The organism is Streptomyces vinaceus, assembly GCF_008704935.1.
Taxonomy (GTDB): domain Bacteria; phylum Actinomycetota; class Actinomycetes; order Streptomycetales; family Streptomycetaceae; genus Streptomyces; species Streptomyces vinaceus.
Window position 1 is genome coordinate 4,960,635 of record NZ_CP023692.1, and the last position, 16,253, is coordinate 4,976,887.

The window sequence follows — 16,253 nt, forward strand, 5'->3', positions numbered from 1 at the left end:
CGGGATTCGCCCCTACCGTCGTGCCATGACTCTTCGCACACGTACCTCGCCCTCCTCCGGAGCCACCAGCGGTCCCGGCCGGTCCCCTCTCTCCGACGGGCGGCTGCGCCACCGCCGGAGGCGTCCGCGTGCCGGTTCCCCTCACCCCGAGGCCGCGGCGGTGCGGCGCCGGGCCGAAGCCCTGCTGGGCGGCGGCCCGCAGCCCCCGCCGCCGCAGGCGCCGCCGGCGCCACCGGAGTCCCCACCGCCGCAGGCGCGGCCGGATCCGGGGCCCGGGATCCGGTCCGTGGCCGATCCGCCGCCCGGGGAGGCCGCGTCCGGCGCGGCTCGGCTGTCCGGGGGAGCCGCGCTGCGGCTCGCGGTCCGGGAGCGGCTGCCGGTGTGGTTGCAGGCCCGGTGTGCGGTGGAGCCGCGGACGGCGGCCGCCGTGGGGGTGGTGCTGGCCGCCGCCGTGGCCTTCGGGGCGCAGCAGTACTGGACCGCCCGGCCGCAGCCGGTGACCGCCCCGCCGGTGGTCGCCCCGGCCACGGCATCCGCTGCGGCGGCGAGCCCCGGGCCGCCCGGCGCTGCGGGAGGGGGCGGTGGGCGGATCGTGGTGGATGTCAGCGGGAAGGTGCGTGATCCCGGGGTGCGGCGGCTGCCCGCCGGGGCGCGGGTCGAGGACGCGCTGGCCGCCGCAGGGGGAGTGCGGCCCGGTACCGACGTCAGCGGGCTCAACCGGGCCCGGGTGCTGGTCGACGGCGAGCAGGTCGTGGTGGGCGCCCCGGCGTCGCCCGCCCCGGGCGGAGGCGCGGGTGGCGGTGGTGGCGCCGGGCCGTTGAGTCTCGGCACGGCCACCGTGGAGCAACTCGACGGCCTGCCCGGGGTCGGCCCGGTACTGGCGCAGCACATCGTGGAGTTCCGGACCGCCCGGGGCGGCTTCCGCTCGGTGGAGGAACTCCGGCAGGTCGACGGCATCGGGGAGCGGCGCTTCGCCGACCTGCGCAAGCTGGTGCGGCCGTGAAGGGCCCCGAGGGTCCGGGGCCGGTGGACCTGCGCCTGGTGGTGCCGGCGCTGGCAGCCTGGGGGGCCGCCGCCCTCGCCCTCGACGCACCGGCGGTCGTGGCCGCCGCCGGGGCAGGACTCGGGGTCCTCGGCGCGGGGCTGCTGCTCGTGGCCGCCTGTCGGCGTCCGCGATCGCTGTGGCGGGTCGGGCCGGCGCTGGCCGCCGTCCTGCTCTGTGCGGCCGCCGGGGCCGGGGTGGCGGGCCTCCAGCGGGCCGAGGCGCGGGCCGGGCCGGTCCCGGGGCTCGCGGGGGAGCGCGCCCGGGTCCTCGCCGAGCTCACCGTCGGCTCCGACCCGCGGGCCGCCCGCGGAGGGAGCGGGCCGCCGGTGGTGGTCCTGGACGCGGTGCTGACCGGGGTGACCGCGCCCGACGGGACGCGGACCCGGGTCGAGACCCCCGTGCGGGTGCTGGCCGGGCATCCGCAGTGGGCCCGGCTGCAGCCCTCCACCCGGGTCGCGGTCGTCGCCCGGCTGGCCCCGGGCCGGTCCGGGGAGCGGGCCGTGGCACTGCTGCGCCCCGCCGGGGACACCCCGCCGCGGGTGACCGGCGGACCCGACACCGTCCAGCGGATCGCCGGGAGGCTGCGGGCCGGGCTGCGCGAGGCCACCGGGGGGCTCGCCCCGGACGCCCGGGCCCTGCTGCCGGGGCTGGTCGTCGGGGACACCTCGCGGGTGCCGCCCGACCTGGACGAGGCGTTCCGCGCCACCGACCTGCTCCACCTGCTGGCCGTGTCCGGGTCCAACCTGACGGTGGTGCTGTTCCTGCTCATCGGCGCGCCCGCCGCCGCGCAGCGCGCCGAGCGGGGCGGGCTGGCACCCCGCCTCGGACTGTCCCTGCGGGCGACCGCCCTGTGCGGCGCCGCCCTGACCCTGGCCTTCGTGGTGGTGTGCCGGCCGGAGCCGAGCGTGCTGCGGGCCGCGGCCTGCGGGGCGGTCACCCTGCTGGCCATCGCCACCGGGCGGCGCAGGTCCCTGATCCCCGCCCTGGGGGCCGCGGTCCTGCTGCTGGTGCTCCACGATCCGTGGCTCGCCCGCAGTCCCGGGTTCCTGCTCTCGGTCCTGGCCACCGGCTCCCTGCTTACGCTCGGCCCGCGCTGGAGCGAGGCCCTGCGGCGGCGTGGGATGCGGCCCAGGCTCGCCGAGGCGCTGGCCGCCGCGGCGGCCGCCCAGGCGGTCTGCGCACCGGTGGTCGCGGTGCTCTCGGCCCGGGTGAGCCTGGTCGCGGTGCCCTGCAATCTGCTGGCCGAGCTGGCGGCGGGCCCGGCGACCGTGCTCGGTTTCGCGGCGCTCGCGGCGGCCCCGCTGTGCATGCCCGCCGCCGAGCTGCTCGCCCGGTGCGCGGGGGTGCCCGCGGGGTGGATCGCCGGCGTGGCCCGGGCCGGGGCGCGGCTGCCGGGCGCGGAGCTGGCCTGGCCGGGCGGGCTCGCCGGGGGAGCGCTGCTGGCCGTCGCCACCCTGGCCGTCGTGGGGCTCGGCGTGCGCGTCCGGCATCGTCCGTGGGTGTGCTCCGCCCTGGCCGTGCTGCTGCTCCTGGCCGTGCTGCGGCCGCCGCAGCTGACCCGTACGCTCACCCGCTGGCCGCCGCCCGACTGGAGCTACGTGCAGTGCGCGGTGGGCCAGGGCGACGCCGGCGTACTCGCCGTCGGACCGGGTACGGCCGTGGTGGTGGACGCCGGTCCGGAGCCGGGCCCGGTGGACGCCTGCCTGCGCGCCCTGGGGGTGAGCCGGGTCCCGCTGCTCCTGCTGACGCACTTTCACGCCGACCACGTCGGCGGCCTGTCCGGGGTGCTGCGGGGCCGGGCCGTGGGTGTGATTCAGACCACCACGCTGGAAGAGCCCGCCGGGCAGGCCGCGTTCGTCCGGAGGGCCGCTGCGGCGGCGCACGTACCGGTCACGGCGGCCTCCGCGGGTGAGCGGCGCCGGGCCGGGCCGCTGGACTGGCAGGTGCTGTGGCCCTCGCCCGACGGGCCGCGGCCGGAGGGGCCCAACGACGCCAGCGTCGCCCTGCTGGTCCGCGGCGCGGGCCTGACCCTGATGCTGCTCGGCGATCTCGAACCGCCCGCGCAGGAGGCCCTTTTGAGGGCCCATCCCGAGCTGGGCCCCGTCGACGTCCTCAAGGTCGCCCACCACGGTTCCGCCCACCAGGACCCCGGCCTCCAGGACCGGATCCGGCCCCGGCTCGCGCTCGTCCCGGTCGGCGAGGGCAACCGGTACGGACACCCCGCGCCGGGGACGCTCGCGCGGCTGCGGGCCGGGGGCGCGACGGTGCTGCGCACCGATACCGACGGTTCGATCGCGGTGGCCGGGAGCGGCCCGGGGATGCGGGCGTTCCCCTCCCGGCGGCGGCGGCGCCGACACGGGCATACCGGACACCGCCTTTCCGTTTGCCCGCAACCCGACAGCATGATCGAATGCGTCTTCGCCAGAGCGGTACAAGTCCACACAGCACGGGGGTGCATCAACCATGTTCGGTCGCCGAAGGGGGATGGAGACGGCCGGGAGTGCCGGTCAGCACACATCCGCGACACTGACGCTGCCTCATACGGCGCGGCTGCTCAGCTGTCGGGTCCTCGACACCGTCCACCAGCCGGTCAGACAGGCGAAGTTCGAGGTGACCGACCCGATCGGCCGGCGCGTCGTCAGCGGCGAGACCGACCCGTACGGCGGGTTCACCGCGGCCGTACCGGAGGGCGAGTACCGGCTCTCCGTCACCGCCGAGGGCTACGCCCCGTTCCACGGGGCGACGCTGGTGGGGGACCCGGGGCAGCCCGCCACCGGGGAGATCGTCCTCGACGCCGTGGAACCCCCGCTGCTGCCGGCGCCCGGCCACTGGGAGCTCGACCCCGCGCATTCGTCGATCGCCTTCACCGCCCAGCACATCGGCTTCGCCAAGATCCGCGGCCGGTTCAACACCTTCGCCGGCGGGGTGCGGATAGCCGACCGCATGGAGGACTCCTCCATGCACGTGATCATCGACGCGGCGAGCATCGACACCGGCATGCGGATGCGAGACGACCACCTGCGCTCCGCCGACTTCCTGGACGCGGCCCGGCATCCGACGGTCGAGTTCTACAGCGAGCGGTTCATCCACCGCAGCGGCAGCCGCTGGGCCGTCGCGGGCGCCCTGACCCTGCACGGGACGAGCCGCTCGGTGACGTTGGACACCGAGTACCTGGGCCTGGGCACCGGGTTGGAGGGGGAGCCGCGCGCGGCCTGCCGGGCGACCGCCGAACTGCACCGCGAGGACTTCGGAGTGAACTGGCAGTCCGTCCTGGCGCAGGGGATAGCGGCGATCGGTTCGAGCGTGGAAGTGGTGCTGGACGTCCAGATCGTGCACAAGGCCTAGGTCGCAGGGAGTTCCGGAGGCTACGGGGCTTCCAGCCAGCCCTCGTACTCGGCGGCGAGGCCGTCCAACGCCGTGGCGTCGAGCCGTTCCTGCGGGTCCTCGACGACCACCAGCCACTGGGCGTCCTCGGCGTCGTCCTCGCCCGCGAGGGCGTCGCGCAGCAGCTGGGGCTCCTCGGGGAGGCCGAAGCGGTCCACGGCCTCCTGGGCCACCTCCTCGGCGGCGTCGCGGTCGGGCAGGACGAGTACATGTCGCACGTTCACCCGGCCATTCTCAAGGATGCGGTGCGGGAGGCCGCCGTGCGGGGGGCTGTCAGTGCGGCGTGGGATGCTGGACGCGATGGCCACCAGGAAGAACTCCACCGACGATCCGCTCGCCCCGCTCACCCTCGCGGTGGGGCAGGAGGACCTGCTGCTCGACCGCGCCGTTCGGGAGGTGGTGGCGGCCGCCCGGGCCGCCGACGCCGATACGGACGTGCGCGATCTCGCCCCGGAGCAGCTCCAGCCCGGCACGCTCGCCGAGCTGACCAGTCCCTCGCTCTTCTCCGAGCGCAAGGTGCTGGTCGTACGCAACGCGCAGGACCTGTCCGCCGACACGGTCAAAGAGGTCAAGGCGTACCTCGCGGCGCCGTTCGAGGAGATCGCCCTCGTGCTCCTCCACGCGGGCGGGGTCAAGGGCAAGGGGCTGCTGGACGCGGCCCGCAAGGCCGGGGCCCGGGAGATCGCCTGCCCGAAGATGACGAAGGCGGCGGACCGGCTGGCGTTCGTGCGGGGCGAGTTCCGCACGCTGGGCCGCTCGGCGACCCCCGAGGCCTGCCAGACGCTGGTCGACGCGATCGGCAGCGATCTGCGGGAGCTGGCGAGCGCCGCCGCGCAGCTGTGCGCGGACGTCGAGGGCACGATCGACGAATCCGTGGTCGGGCGGTACTACACGGGCCGGGCCGAGGCCTCCAGCTTCACGGTCGCCGACCGGGCGGTCGAGGGGCGGGCCGCGGAAGCCCTCGAAGCGCTGCGCTGGTCGCTGTCCACGGGGGTGGCGCCGGTGCTGATCACCAGTGCGCTGGCGCAGGCGGTGCGGGCCATCGGCAAGCTGGCCTCCGCCCCGCGCGGTGCCCGCCCCGGTGACCTCGCCCGGGACCTCGGCATGCCGCCCTGGAAGATCGACCGGGTCCGCCAGCAGATGCGGGGCTGGTCGGCGGACGGCGTCGCGGACGCCCTGCGCGCCGTGGCCGCGGCCGACGCCGGGGTCAAGGGCGGCGGCGACGATCCGGAGTACGCGCTGGAAAAGGCGGTCGTGGCCGTGGCCCGGGCCGCCCGCCCCCAGCGCCGCTGACGACCGGTCGGCGGCAGGCCGGCGGCGCACCGCCGCCGGCCTGCCGCCGGCCGGCGCCGGGCAAGGCGAAGGCCCCGGGGGCCGCCCTGGGGAAGGGGGGCTCTCGGGGCCTTCGTTACTTCTTGTTGCGCCGCACCCGCGTGGCGAACGCTTCGTGTGCGGCGCGGGGGGCCGGTCAGGAGCGGGAGAGAGGGCCCGCTGGATCCGTTCCGGCGATCACATCAGAGCTCAGCCCTGGAGGGAGGCAACCTTGGTGGCCAGCGCCGACTTCTTGTTGGCGGCGGCGTTCTTGTGGATGACACCCTTCGAGACAGCCTTGTCGAGCGCACGCGAGGCGGCGCGAGAAGCCACGGTGGCCTTCTCGACGTCACCCGCGGCCACGGCCTCGCGGGCCTTGCGGATCGCGGTCTTGAGCGAAGACTTGACGGCCTTGTTGCGCAGGCGCGCCTTCTCGTTCGTCTTGTTCCGCTTGATCTGGGACTTGATGTTCGCCACGAAAGAGCCTTTTCAGGTTCAGAGTTTGATCTTCGGATTGTGCCTCGACAGCTGAGAGGGCATACGAGACACAGCTGCTCAGGCTACCAGGCACGCTCCCACCGGCCCAAACCGAGCGCATCCCCCCGTCCATGGGACCATGGGAGTCTGCGTACAGATCCGACGAGAGCCGGAAACGCTTCCGACTGCGACCCGAGAATCAGGACACTGCGTGCCCGCGATCCCCAGCCACGTGCCCGAGCCGAGCCGTACCGACCCGGCGCTGATCCGCAATTTCTGCATCATCGCGCACATCGACCACGGCAAGTCGACGCTCGCCGACCGGATGCTCCAGCTCACCGGTGTCGTCGACCAGCGGCAGATGCGCGCCCAGTACCTCGACCGCATGGACATCGAGCGTGAGCGCGGCATCACGATCAAGTCCCAGGCGGTCCGTCTGCCCTGGGCGCCCACCACCGGCGAGGACGTCGGCAAGACGCACATCCTCAACATGATCGACACCCCCGGGCACGTCGACTTCACGTACGAGGTCTCGCGCTCCCTCGCCGCCTGCGAGGGCACGATCCTCCTGGTGGACGCCGCGCAGGGCATCGAGGCCCAGACCCTCGCCAACCTGTACCTGGCGATGGAGAACGACCTCGCGATCGTCCCCGTCCTGAACAAGATCGACCTGCCGGCCGCCCAGCCGGAGAAGTTCGCCGAGGAGCTCGCGAACCTGGTCGGCTGCCAGCCCGAGGACGTCCTGCGGGTCTCCGCGAAGACCGGTCTCGGCGTCGACGCCCTGCTCGACAAGGTCGTCGCCACCGTCCCGGCCCCGGTCGGCGTCAAGGACGCCCCCGCCCGCGCGATGATCTTCGACTCGGTCTACGACTCGTACCGCGGCGTCGTCACGTACGTCCGTGTGGTCGACGGCCAGCTCAACAAGCGCGAGCGCATCCGGATGATGTCCACCGGCGCCACGCACGAGCTGCTGGAGATCGGCGTCTCCTCCCCGGAGATGACCCCGGCCGACGGCATCGGCGTCGGCGAGGTGGGCTACATCATCACCGGCGTGAAGGACGTCCGTCAGTCCAAGGTCGGTGACACGATCACCAGCCTGCACAACGGCGCGACCGAGGCCCTCGGCGGCTACAAGGACCCGAAGCCGATGGTCTTCTCGGGCCTCTACCCGCTCGACGGCTCCGAGTACCCCGACCTGCGCGAGGCCCTGGACAAGCTCCAGCTCAACGACGCCGCGCTCGTCTACGAGCCGGAGACCTCGGCGGCGCTCGGCTTCGGCTTCCGCGTCGGCTTCCTCGGCCTGCTCCACCTGGACGTGGTCCGCGAGCGCCTGGAGCGCGAGTTCGGCCTCGACCTGATCGCCACCGCGCCGAACGTGGTCTACCGCGTCGTCCTGGAGGACGGCAAGGAAGTCCAGGTCACCAACCCGAGCGAGTTCCCCGAGGGCAAGATCTCGGACGTGTTCGAGCCGGTCGTCCGGGCCACCGTGCTCGCGCCCACCGAGTTCATCGGCGCGATCATGGAGCTCTGCCAGACCCGCCGCGGCACGCTGCTCGGCATGGACTACCTCTCCGAGGACCGCGTCGAGATCCGCTACACGCTGCCCCTCGCGGAGATCGTCTTCGACTTCTTCGACCAGCTGAAGTCCAAGACGCGCGGTTACGCGTCCCTCGACTACGAGCCCACGGGCGAGCAGTCCGGCAGCCTGGTCAAGGTCGACATCCTGCTGCACGGGGACAAGGTCGACGCCTTCTCCGCCGTCACGCACAAGGACGCCGCGTACGCGTACGGCGTGCGCCTCGTCGCCAAGCTGCGTGAGCTCATCCCGCGGCAGGCCTTCGAGGTGCCGATCCAGGCGGCCGTCGGCTCGCGCGTCATCGCCCGCGAGACCATCCGCGCCATCCGCAAGGACGTCCTCGCCAAGTGCTACGGCGGTGACATCTCCCGTAAGCGGAAGCTGCTGGAGAAGCAGAAGGAAGGCAAGAAGCGCATGAAGATGGTCGGCTCGGTGGAGGTGCCCCAGGAGGCCTTCATCGCCGTCCTCTCCAGCGACGAGTCCGCCGGCAAGAAGAAGTAGTCCGCGGCCCGCTCTCCCGGGCGACGCCGTACGGAACAGGCCCCCACGCCGACGCGCGGGGGCCTGTTTCGTTATGAATCGGCCGCCCGCCGACTCTTACGCCCCGGCCGGAGGCCACCTAGTCTGATCACTGCTCGATGGTTACTCGCCAGTTACAAGCCCCTGAATGACAGGCCCTGCCGCGTGGTCCGGAGGACGTCCGTGAGCGACACACAGACCTTGATCGAGAACCGCCCGCCCACCGTGGCGGCCCTCTTCCTGGAGCGTGTCGCCGCCACGCCGAACGCCGAGGCCTACCGGTTCCCGGTGCCCGCGGCCGGCGGCAGCGGCCCCGACGACTGGAAGTCGCTGAGCTGGGGCCAGGCCGCCGAGCGGGTCTTCGGCATCGCCGCCGGCCTGCTGGAGCTGGGCCTGCAGCCCGAGGACCGGGTCGCGCTCGCCTCCAACACCCGCGTCGAGTGGATCCTCTCGGACCTCGGCGTCATGTGCGCCGGCGGCGCCGTCACCACGATCTACCCGAGCACCAACGCCGAGGAGTCGGCGTTCATCCTCTCCGACTCCGCCAGCCGCGTGCTGATCGCCGAGGACGCCTCCCAGCTCGCCAAGGCCCGCGAACGCCGCGCCGACCTGCCCGAGCTCGCCCACGTGGTGGTCGTGGAGGCCGCCGACGCCGTACCCGCCCCCGGCGATCCGGAAGGCTGGGTGCTCTCCCTCGCCGACCTGGAGGCGCGCGGCACGGCGTACCTCGCCAAGAACCCGGGGGCGGTCAAGGAGCGGATCGGCGCCATCACCGCCGACCAGCTCGCCACGCTCATCTACACCTCGGGCACCACCGGCCGCCCCAAGGGCGTACGCCTGCCGCACGACAACTGGTCGTACATGGCCAAGGCCACCGTCGCCACGGGCATGATCTCCAGCACCGACGTCCAGTACCTGTGGCTGCCCCTCGCGCACGTCTTCGGCAAGGTCCTGACCTCCGGCCAGATCGAGGTCGGCCACGTGACCGCCGTCGACGGCCGCATCGACAAGATCATCGAGAACCTGCCGGTCGTCCAGCCCACCTACATGGCGGCCGTCCCCCGCATCTTCGAGAAGGTCTACAACGGGGTCGCCGCCAAGGCCCGGGCCGGCGGCGGCGCCAAGTACAAGATCTTCCAGTGGTCGGTCGGCGTGGCCCGCGAGTACGCCAAGACCAGCCAGGACAACTTCCGGCGGACCGGCAGCCCCGCGGTCCCCTTCGGCCTCGCCACCAAGCACAAGATCGCCGACGCGCTCGTCTACTCCAAGCTCCGCGAGGCCTTCGGCGGCCGGCTGCGCGCCGCCGTCTCCGGCGCCTCCGCCCTGGCCCCCGAGATCGGCTACTTCTTCGCCGGCGCCGGCATCAACATCCTGGAGGGCTACGGCCTCACCGAGTCCAGCGCGGCCTCCTTCGTCAACCCCGGCGAGGCCTACCGCACCGGCACCGTCGGCAAGCCGCTCCCCGGCACCGAGGTCCGCATCGCCGACGACGGCGAGATCCTGCTGCGCGGCCCCGGCATCATGCAGGGCTACCACCTCCAGCCCGAGAAGACCGCCGAGGTGCTGGAGGAGGACGGCTGGCTCCACACGGGCGACATCGGCGAGCTCTCGCCCGACGGCTACCTGCGCATCACGGACCGCAAGAAGGACCTGATCAAGACCTCGAACGGCAAGTACGTCGCGCCGGCCGAGATCGAGGGCCGCTTCAAGGCGATCTGCCCGTACGTGTCGAGCATCGTCGTGCACGGCGCCGACCGGAACTTCTGCGCCGCCCTGGTCGCACTCGACGAGCCCTCGATCATGGTCTGGGCCGCCGAGAACGGGCTGGAGGGCAAGACGTACGCCCAGGTCCTGGCCGCGGCGGAGACGAACCGGCTGGTCGAGACGTACATCCAGACGCTGAACGAGGGCCTCCAGCGCTGGCAGACGATCAAGAAGTTCCGGATCCTGCCCCGCGACCTCGACGTGGAGCACGGCGACCTCACGCCCAGCCTCAAGCTGAAGCGGCCGGCCGTCGAGCGTGAGTTCAAGCACCTGATCGACGAGATGTACGAGGGCTCGCGCGAGGCGTAGAGCGGCGGCGGCCGGCAGCGGACGGTACGAGGGGCCCGCGGGCGGCGGCGCGCGGCCGGGCCCCCGGCCGGGGTGCGGGACAATGGGGGCATGCCTTCCGCACTGCCCGACGGTGAACCCATGCCCGAAGACGGCTCGCTGCCGTCGCACGCCCTGGCGGGCGGCGGGGACCGGCCGCTCGGGTTCTACCTGCACGTCCCGTACTGCGCCACGCGGTGCGGGTACTGCGACTTCAACACGTACACCGCGACCGAGCTGCGCGGCACCGGCGGCGTGCTCGCCTCCCGTGAGAACTACGCCGACACCCTGATCGACGAGGTCCGCCTCGCCCGCAAGGTGCTCGGAGACGACCCGCGCGCCGTACGGACCGTGTTCGTGGGCGGCGGTACGCCGACGCTGCTGCCCGCCGCGGACCTCGTACGGATGCTCGCGGCGATCCGGGACGAGTTCGGGCTGGCCGAGGACGCCGAGGTCACCACGGAGGCCAATCCGGAGTCGGTGGACCCGCAGTACCTGGCGGAGCTGCGGGCCGGGGGCTTCAACCGGGTCTCCTTCGGCATGCAGAGCGCCAGGCAGCACGTCCTGAAGGTCCTCGACCGCACGCACACCCCCGGCCGGCCGGAGGCCTGCGTCGCGGAGGCGCGGGCGGCGGGCTTCGAGCACGTCAACCTGGACCTGATCTACGGCACGCCCGGCGAGACCGACGAGGACTGGCGGGCCTCCCTGGCCGCCGCGCTCGGCGCCGGTCCGGACCACATCAGCGCGTACGCGCTGATCGTGGAGGAGGGCACGCAGCTGGCCCGGCGGATCCGCCGCGGCGAGGTCCCGATGACCGACGACGACGTGCACGCCGACCGGTACCTGATCGCCGACGAGGTGATGGCCGCGGCCGGGTACTCCTGGTACGAGGTCTCGAACTGGGCCACCTCGCAGGCGGGCCGCTGCCTGCACAACGAGCTGTACTGGCGCGGGGCCGACTGGTGGGGCGCGGGCCCCGGAGCCCACTCGCACGTGGGCGGGGTCCGCTGGTGGAACGTGAAGCACCCCGGCGCCTACGCCGCCGCCCTCGCGGAGGGCCGCTCCCCGGGCGCGGGCCGCGAGCTGCTGTCCGAGGAGGACCGCCGGGTGGAGCGGATCCTGCTGGAGCTGCGCCTGGTGGACGGCGTCCCGCTGTCCCTGCTGGCCCCGGCCGGCCTCGCGGCCTCCCGCCGCGCCCTCGCCGACGGCCTCCTGGAGGCGGCTCCGTACGAGGCGGGCCGCGCCGTCCTGACCCTGCGCGGCCGGCTGCTGGCCGACGCGGTGGTCCGGGACCTGGTGGACTGAGTCACTCGCCGGAGTGAATCCCCGCCGAACCGGCCAGCGCCTGCCTACTCTTTTCCTAGGCTGCCGTCGACAGTACGCGGCGGATGTGGAGGACCACGGAGATGACCGCTGTGGACGAGCGTGGGATGGCCAAGTTCTTCGAGGGGTTCCAGCCTCCCGACGGAGTCAAGGTCGAGCTCCTCCGGGGGGAAATCGTGATGATGGCCGGTCCCGATCTGGTGCACAACCTGATCGTGGAGGACGTGCAGGACCAGATCCCGCGCAAGCGGTGGGCACGGCTTCAGACCCAGGACGTCGACATCGTCGACGAGGCGAGCGAGCCCGTGCCCGACTTGGTGGTTCTGGATCGCGAGGCGCAGCCTGAGTCGGGCCGACTCCTTCCGTCGCAGCTGATCACGCTGGTGGTGGAGGTCGTTTCCAAGACCAGCGTCGACAGGGATTATGTGGTCAAGCGTTCGATCTATGCCGCGGGTCGGGTGTCTGCTTACCTGATCATCGATCCCATCGTTGCCCAATGCGTCCTGCTGACCATCCCTGCCGGTACGGGAGACGACGCAGACTACCGTTCCCAGCGGATCTCGAAATTCGGCGAGCCGCTGCCGCTGGAGCTGCTCGGCATCGAACTGAACACGAGCGACTTCGGCACCTTCAAGGGCGTCAGGCCTCACCGCCACCCGTGACGAAGTCGATCAACTCCTCCACGCGGCCCAGCAGGACCGGCTCCAGGTCCTTGTAGGACCTCACGCGGGACAGGATGTGCTGCCAGGCGGCCCCCGTGTTCTCCGGCCAGCCCAGCGCCCTGCAGACGCCCGTCTTCCAGTCCTGGCCCGGCGGGACCACCGGCCACGCGGAGATGCCCAGCGCGGACGGCTTCACCGCCTGCCAGACGTCCACGTACGGGTGGCCGACGACCAGGACGTCCGACGAGGTCACCGACGCCGCGATACGGGACTCCTTCGAGCCCGGGACCAGGTGGTCCACCAGGACGCCCAGGCGGGCGTCCGGGCCCGGGGCGAAGTCGGCGACGACGGCCGCCAGGTCGTCGATGCCCTCCAGGTACTCCACCACCACGCCCTCGATCCGCAGGTCGTCGCCCCAGACCCGCTCCACGAGCTCCGCGTCGTGCCGGCCCTCCACGTAGATCCGCCCGGCCCGCGCCACGCGGGCGCGCGCCCCCGGGACCGCCACCGAGCCCGACGCCGTGCGCAAGGGCGCCGCGGGCGCCCGTGAGGGGCGGGTCAGGGTCACCACGGCGCCCTCCAGCAGGAACCCCCGCGGCTCCAGCGGGAACACCCGCCGCTTGCCGAAGCGGTCCTCCAGGGTCACCGTGCCCGCCTCGCAGGCCACCACCGCGCCGCAGAAGTCCGTGCCCGCCACCTCGACCACCAGGTCGGGGTCCGCCGGCACCTCCGGCACCGGCTTGGGGCGCTTCCACTGCGGGGTCAGATCGGGGGAGTACTCGCGCATCCGGCCGAGCGTAGGAGAGCGTGCGCCCTCACACGGCCGACACGCCGAACCGCCGTGCCAGTGTGTCGCGTTGCTCACGCACGAACGCCGCCGGGACCACCGCTCCGTGACCCGGCACGTACAGCGCGTCGTCCCCGCCCAGCGACAGCAACCGGTCCAGCGCCGCCGGCCACTGCGCCGGCACCGCGTCACTGCCCGCCTGCGGCTCCCCCGACTCCTCGACGAGGTCCCCGCAGAACACCGCCTCGCGCTCGCCCGGCACGAACACCGCCAGGTCGTACCGGGTGTGCCCGGGCCCTACGTTGGCCAGCAGCACCTGTACCCCGCCCAGCTCCAGCGTCCATTCGCCCGACACGGAGTGCTTCGGGACCACCAGCAGGTCCACCGCCTCGGCCGCCTCGGCCTCCGCCAGCCCCTGCGTGACCGCACTGACGCGCAGTTCCTCCCGGCCCGTCGACAGCTCCGCGTCCAGCCCGACCGCCCCGTACACCTCGGCGCCCGCGAACGCGGCCCCGCCCAGTACGTGATCGAAATGGCCGTGCGTGAATGCGATATGCGTCACGCGCCGGCCCGTCAGCCGCTCCGCCTCCGCCCGCAGCTGCGCGCCTTCCCGCAGGCACGAACCCGGATCGATCAGGAGCACCGATTCGTCCCCCACCACCAGTCCCACGGTGCAGTCCCACACCGGGAGTCGTCGCCGTCCGGTCCGTCCGGTCAGCCGCTCCCAGCCCGCCTCTTCCCAACGCACGTCCATACCGCGACGCTACCCTGGCGGGCCGCCCTTGCCAGGGGCTGACTACCCGGCCGTACACTGGCCGGGGGATCTCTGGCACTCGAACGCCCGGAGTGCCAACGAAGCAGATGAAACCGACCACGACGAGCGACGACGACCAGCTGGAGGTGTGCGCGATGCTCAGCGAACGCAGACTCGAGGTGCTGCGCGCCATCGTCCAGGACTACGTCGGGACGGAGGAGCCGGTCGGCTCCAAGGCGCTCACCGAGCGGCACCGGCTCGGCGTCTCGCCCGCCACCGTGCGCAACGACATGGCCGTGCTGGAGGAGGAGGGCTACATCGCCCAGCCCCACACCAGCGCCGGCCGGATCCCCACCGACAAGGGCTACCGGCTCTTCGTCGACAGGCTGGCGGGGGTCAAACCCCTGTCGACGCCCGAGCGCCGGGCCATCCAGAACTTCCTCGACGGCGCCGTCGACCTCGACGACGTCGTCGGCCGCACCGTGCGGCTGCTCGCGCAGCTCACCCGGCAGGTCGCCGTCGTCCAGTACCCGAGCCTGACCCGGTCCACGGTCCGGCACGTCGAGCTGCTGTCGCTGGCCCCGGCCCGGCTGATGCTCGTACTGATCACCGACACCGGCCGGGTCGAGCAGCGGCTCGTCGACTGCCAGGCGCCGTTCGGCGAGGCCTCGCTCGCCGATCTGCGGGCGCGGCTCAACAGCCGGGTCGTCGGCCGACGGTTCACCGACGTGCCGCAGCTCGTACAGGACCTGCCGGAGTCCTTCGAACCGGAGGACCGCGGCACGGTGTCGACGGTGCTCTCCACGCTGCTGGAGACGCTGGTCGAAGAGGCCGAGGAGCGGCTGATGATCGGCGGGACCGCCAATCTCACGCGCTTCGGACACGATTTTCCCCTGACGATCAGGCCGGTGCTCGAAGCGCTGGAGGAGCAGGTCGTGCTCCTCAAGCTGCTGGGCGAGGCCAACGAGTCGGGGATGGCCGTACGGATCGGGCATGAGAATGCCTACGAGGGACTGAACTCCACGTCCGTCGTCTCGGTCGGCTACGGTTCGGGCGGCGAGACAGTCGCCAAACTCGGCGTGGTCGGACCGACCCGCATGGACTACCCCGGAACGATGGGAGCGGTACGCGCAGTGGCACGTTACGTCGGACAGATCCTGGCGGAGTCGTAAGTGGCCACGGACTACTACGCCGTTCTCGGCGTGCGCCGCGACGCATCGCAGGACGAGATCAAGAAGGCCTTCCGCCGCCTGGCGCGTGAACTCCACCCGGACGTGAATCCGGACCCGAAGACGCAGGAGCGCTTCAAGGAGATCAACGCGGCCTACGAGGTGCTCTCGGACCCGCAGAAGAAGCAGGTCTACGACCTCGGCGGCGACCCGCTGTCCTCCTCGGGCGGCGGCGGGGGCGCGGGCGGCTTCGGTGCGGGCGGCTTCGGCAATTTCTCGGACATCATGGACGCCTTCTTCGGCCAGGCCTCGCAGCGCGGACCGCGCTCGCGGACCCGCCGCGGCCAGGACGCCATGATCCGCCTCGACCTGGAGCTGGACGAGGCCGCCTTCGGCACGACCAAGGACATCCAGGTCGACACGGCCGTCGTCTGCACCACCTGCTCCGGAGAGGGCGCCGCTCCCGGCACCTCGGCGCAGACGTGTGACATGTGCCGTGGTCGCGGTGAGGTGTCGCAGGTCACCCGGTCCTTCCTGGGCCAGGTCATGACCTCGCGCCCCTGCCCCCAGTGCCAGGGCTTCGGCACCGTGGTCCCGACCCCGTGCCCCGAGTGCGCGGGCGACGGCCGGGTCCGCTCCCGCCGCAGCCTGACGGTCAAGATCCCGGCCGGTGTCGAGAACGGCACCCGGATCCAGCTCGCGGGCGAGGGCGAGGTCGGCCCCGGCGGCGGCCCCGCCGGCGACCTGTACGTGGAGATCCACGAGCTGTCGCACCCCACCTTCCAGCGGCGCGGGGACGACCTGCACTGCACGGTGACCATCCCCATGACGGCCGCGGCCCTGGGCACCAAATGCCCGCTGGAGACCCTGGACGGCATGGAGGAGATCGACATCCGCCCGGGCACCGGGTCCGGCCAGTCGATCCCGCTGCACGGGCGCGGCGTCACGCACCTGCGCGGCGGCGGCCGCGGCGACCTGATCGTCCACGTCGAGGTCACCACCCCGAGCAAGCTGGACGCCCAGCAGGAGGAGCTGCTGCGCCAGCTCGCCAAGCTGCGCGGCGAGGAGCGGCCCATGGGCCAGTTCGCGCCGGGCCAGCAGGGCCTGTTCAGTCGCCTGAAGGACGCCTTCAACGGCCGCTGACCGGCCCGTCGG

Annotated in this window: 13 protein-coding genes and 1 pseudogene; 10 read left to right on the forward strand and 4 right to left on the reverse strand. The window is 72.9% G+C overall.

Features of this window, described 5'->3' with window-relative positions; translation table 11 throughout:
* The first annotated feature begins 25 nt into the window (after positions 1–25).
* The 3 genes and pseudogenes from CP980_RS22350 to CP980_RS22360 all read left to right on the forward strand — a co-directional run bounded on the left by CP980_RS22350 (position 26) and on the right by CP980_RS22360 (position 4,390).
* Positions 26–1,003 (forward strand): ComEA family DNA-binding protein, encoded by a 978-nt coding sequence (locus tag CP980_RS22350; RefSeq protein WP_150528925.1) that lies wholly within the window; start codon positions 26–28, stop codon positions 1,001–1,003.
* Positions 1,000–3,372 (forward strand): annotated as a pseudogene (locus CP980_RS22355) (ComEC/Rec2 family competence protein); the annotation flags it as partial. The gene CP980_RS22350 and the pseudogene CP980_RS22355, both read left to right, overlap by 4 nt.
* Before the next feature lie 136 nt (positions 3,373–3,508).
* Complete coding sequence (locus CP980_RS22360) at positions 3,509–4,390, forward strand: YceI family protein (RefSeq protein ID WP_132755293.1); 882 nt, start codon at positions 3,509–3,511, stop codon at positions 4,388–4,390.
* 20 nt (positions 4,391–4,410) lie between these two features.
* Here the strand turns inward: CP980_RS22360 and CP980_RS22365 are convergent, their stop codons facing one another.
* Positions 4,411–4,653: a hypothetical protein gene (locus tag CP980_RS22365; RefSeq protein ID WP_132755295.1), complete on the reverse strand. Its 243-nt coding sequence runs from the start codon at positions 4,651–4,653 to the stop codon at positions 4,411–4,413.
* Between the two features lie 76 nt (positions 4,654–4,729).
* Between CP980_RS22365 and holA the strand changes: the two genes are divergently transcribed.
* Complete coding sequence (gene holA / locus CP980_RS22370; RefSeq protein WP_180291122.1) at positions 4,730–5,722, forward strand: DNA polymerase III subunit delta; 993 nt, start codon at positions 4,730–4,732, stop codon at positions 5,720–5,722.
* A gap of 228 nt (positions 5,723–5,950) precedes the next feature.
* On the opposite strand, the gene rpsT is transcribed toward holA, so the two are convergent.
* Positions 5,951–6,217 carry a 30S ribosomal protein S20 gene (gene rpsT, locus CP980_RS22375; RefSeq protein ID WP_099892447.1) on the reverse strand — a complete coding sequence of 89 codons (267 nt, stop codon included), beginning with the start codon at positions 6,215–6,217 and terminating at the stop codon, positions 5,951–5,953.
* Positions 6,218–6,428: 211 nt separating this feature from the next.
* On the opposite strand from rpsT, the gene lepA reads away from it, so the two are divergent.
* The 4 genes from lepA to CP980_RS22395 all read left to right on the forward strand — a co-directional run bounded on the left by lepA (position 6,429) and on the right by CP980_RS22395 (position 12,388).
* Positions 6,429–8,294: a translation elongation factor 4 gene (gene lepA / locus CP980_RS22380; RefSeq protein ID WP_099892449.1), complete on the forward strand. Its 1,866-nt coding sequence runs from the start codon at positions 6,429–6,431 to the stop codon at positions 8,292–8,294.
* A 201-nt stretch (positions 8,295–8,495) separates the two neighbouring features.
* Complete coding sequence (locus CP980_RS22385) at positions 8,496–10,385, forward strand: AMP-dependent synthetase/ligase (RefSeq protein ID WP_132755297.1); 1,890 nt, start codon at positions 8,496–8,498, stop codon at positions 10,383–10,385.
* A 90-nt stretch (positions 10,386–10,475) separates the two neighbouring features.
* Positions 10,476–11,708 (forward strand): radical SAM family heme chaperone HemW, encoded by a 1,233-nt coding sequence (gene hemW / locus CP980_RS22390; RefSeq protein WP_132755299.1) that lies wholly within the window; start codon positions 10,476–10,478, stop codon positions 11,706–11,708.
* 83 nt (positions 11,709–11,791) lie between these two features.
* Positions 11,792–12,388, forward strand: a complete 597-nt coding sequence (locus CP980_RS22395) for a Uma2 family endonuclease (RefSeq protein WP_132755301.1) — start codon at positions 11,792–11,794, stop codon at positions 12,386–12,388.
* Here the strand turns inward: CP980_RS22395 and CP980_RS22400 are convergent.
* Together CP980_RS22400 and CP980_RS22405 are read right to left on the reverse strand one after the other, a co-directional pair.
* The gene (locus CP980_RS22400; RefSeq protein WP_150528926.1) at positions 12,366–13,175 is read right to left on the reverse strand and encodes a DUF3097 domain-containing protein; all 810 of its coding nucleotides are present in this window, start codon (positions 13,173–13,175) and stop codon (positions 12,366–12,368) included. The two genes, CP980_RS22395 and CP980_RS22400, sit on opposite strands and share 23 nt — an antisense overlap.
* Positions 13,176–13,203: 28 nt before the next feature.
* Complete coding sequence (locus tag CP980_RS22405; RefSeq protein ID WP_132755305.1) at positions 13,204–13,929, reverse strand: MBL fold metallo-hydrolase; 726 nt, start codon at positions 13,927–13,929, stop codon at positions 13,204–13,206.
* 155 nt (positions 13,930–14,084) lie between these two features.
* On the opposite strand from CP980_RS22405, the gene hrcA reads away from it, so the two are divergent.
* Together hrcA and dnaJ are read left to right on the forward strand one after the other, a co-directional pair.
* Entirely contained in the window at positions 14,085–15,101 is a 1,017-nt protein-coding gene (gene hrcA / locus CP980_RS22410) for a heat-inducible transcriptional repressor HrcA (RefSeq protein WP_132756069.1), read from the forward strand.
* Entirely contained in the window at positions 15,102–16,241 is a 1,140-nt protein-coding gene (gene dnaJ / locus CP980_RS22415; protein WP_099892461.1) for a molecular chaperone DnaJ, read from the forward strand. It begins immediately after the preceding gene.
* The last annotated feature ends 12 nt before the right edge of the window (positions 16,242–16,253 follow it).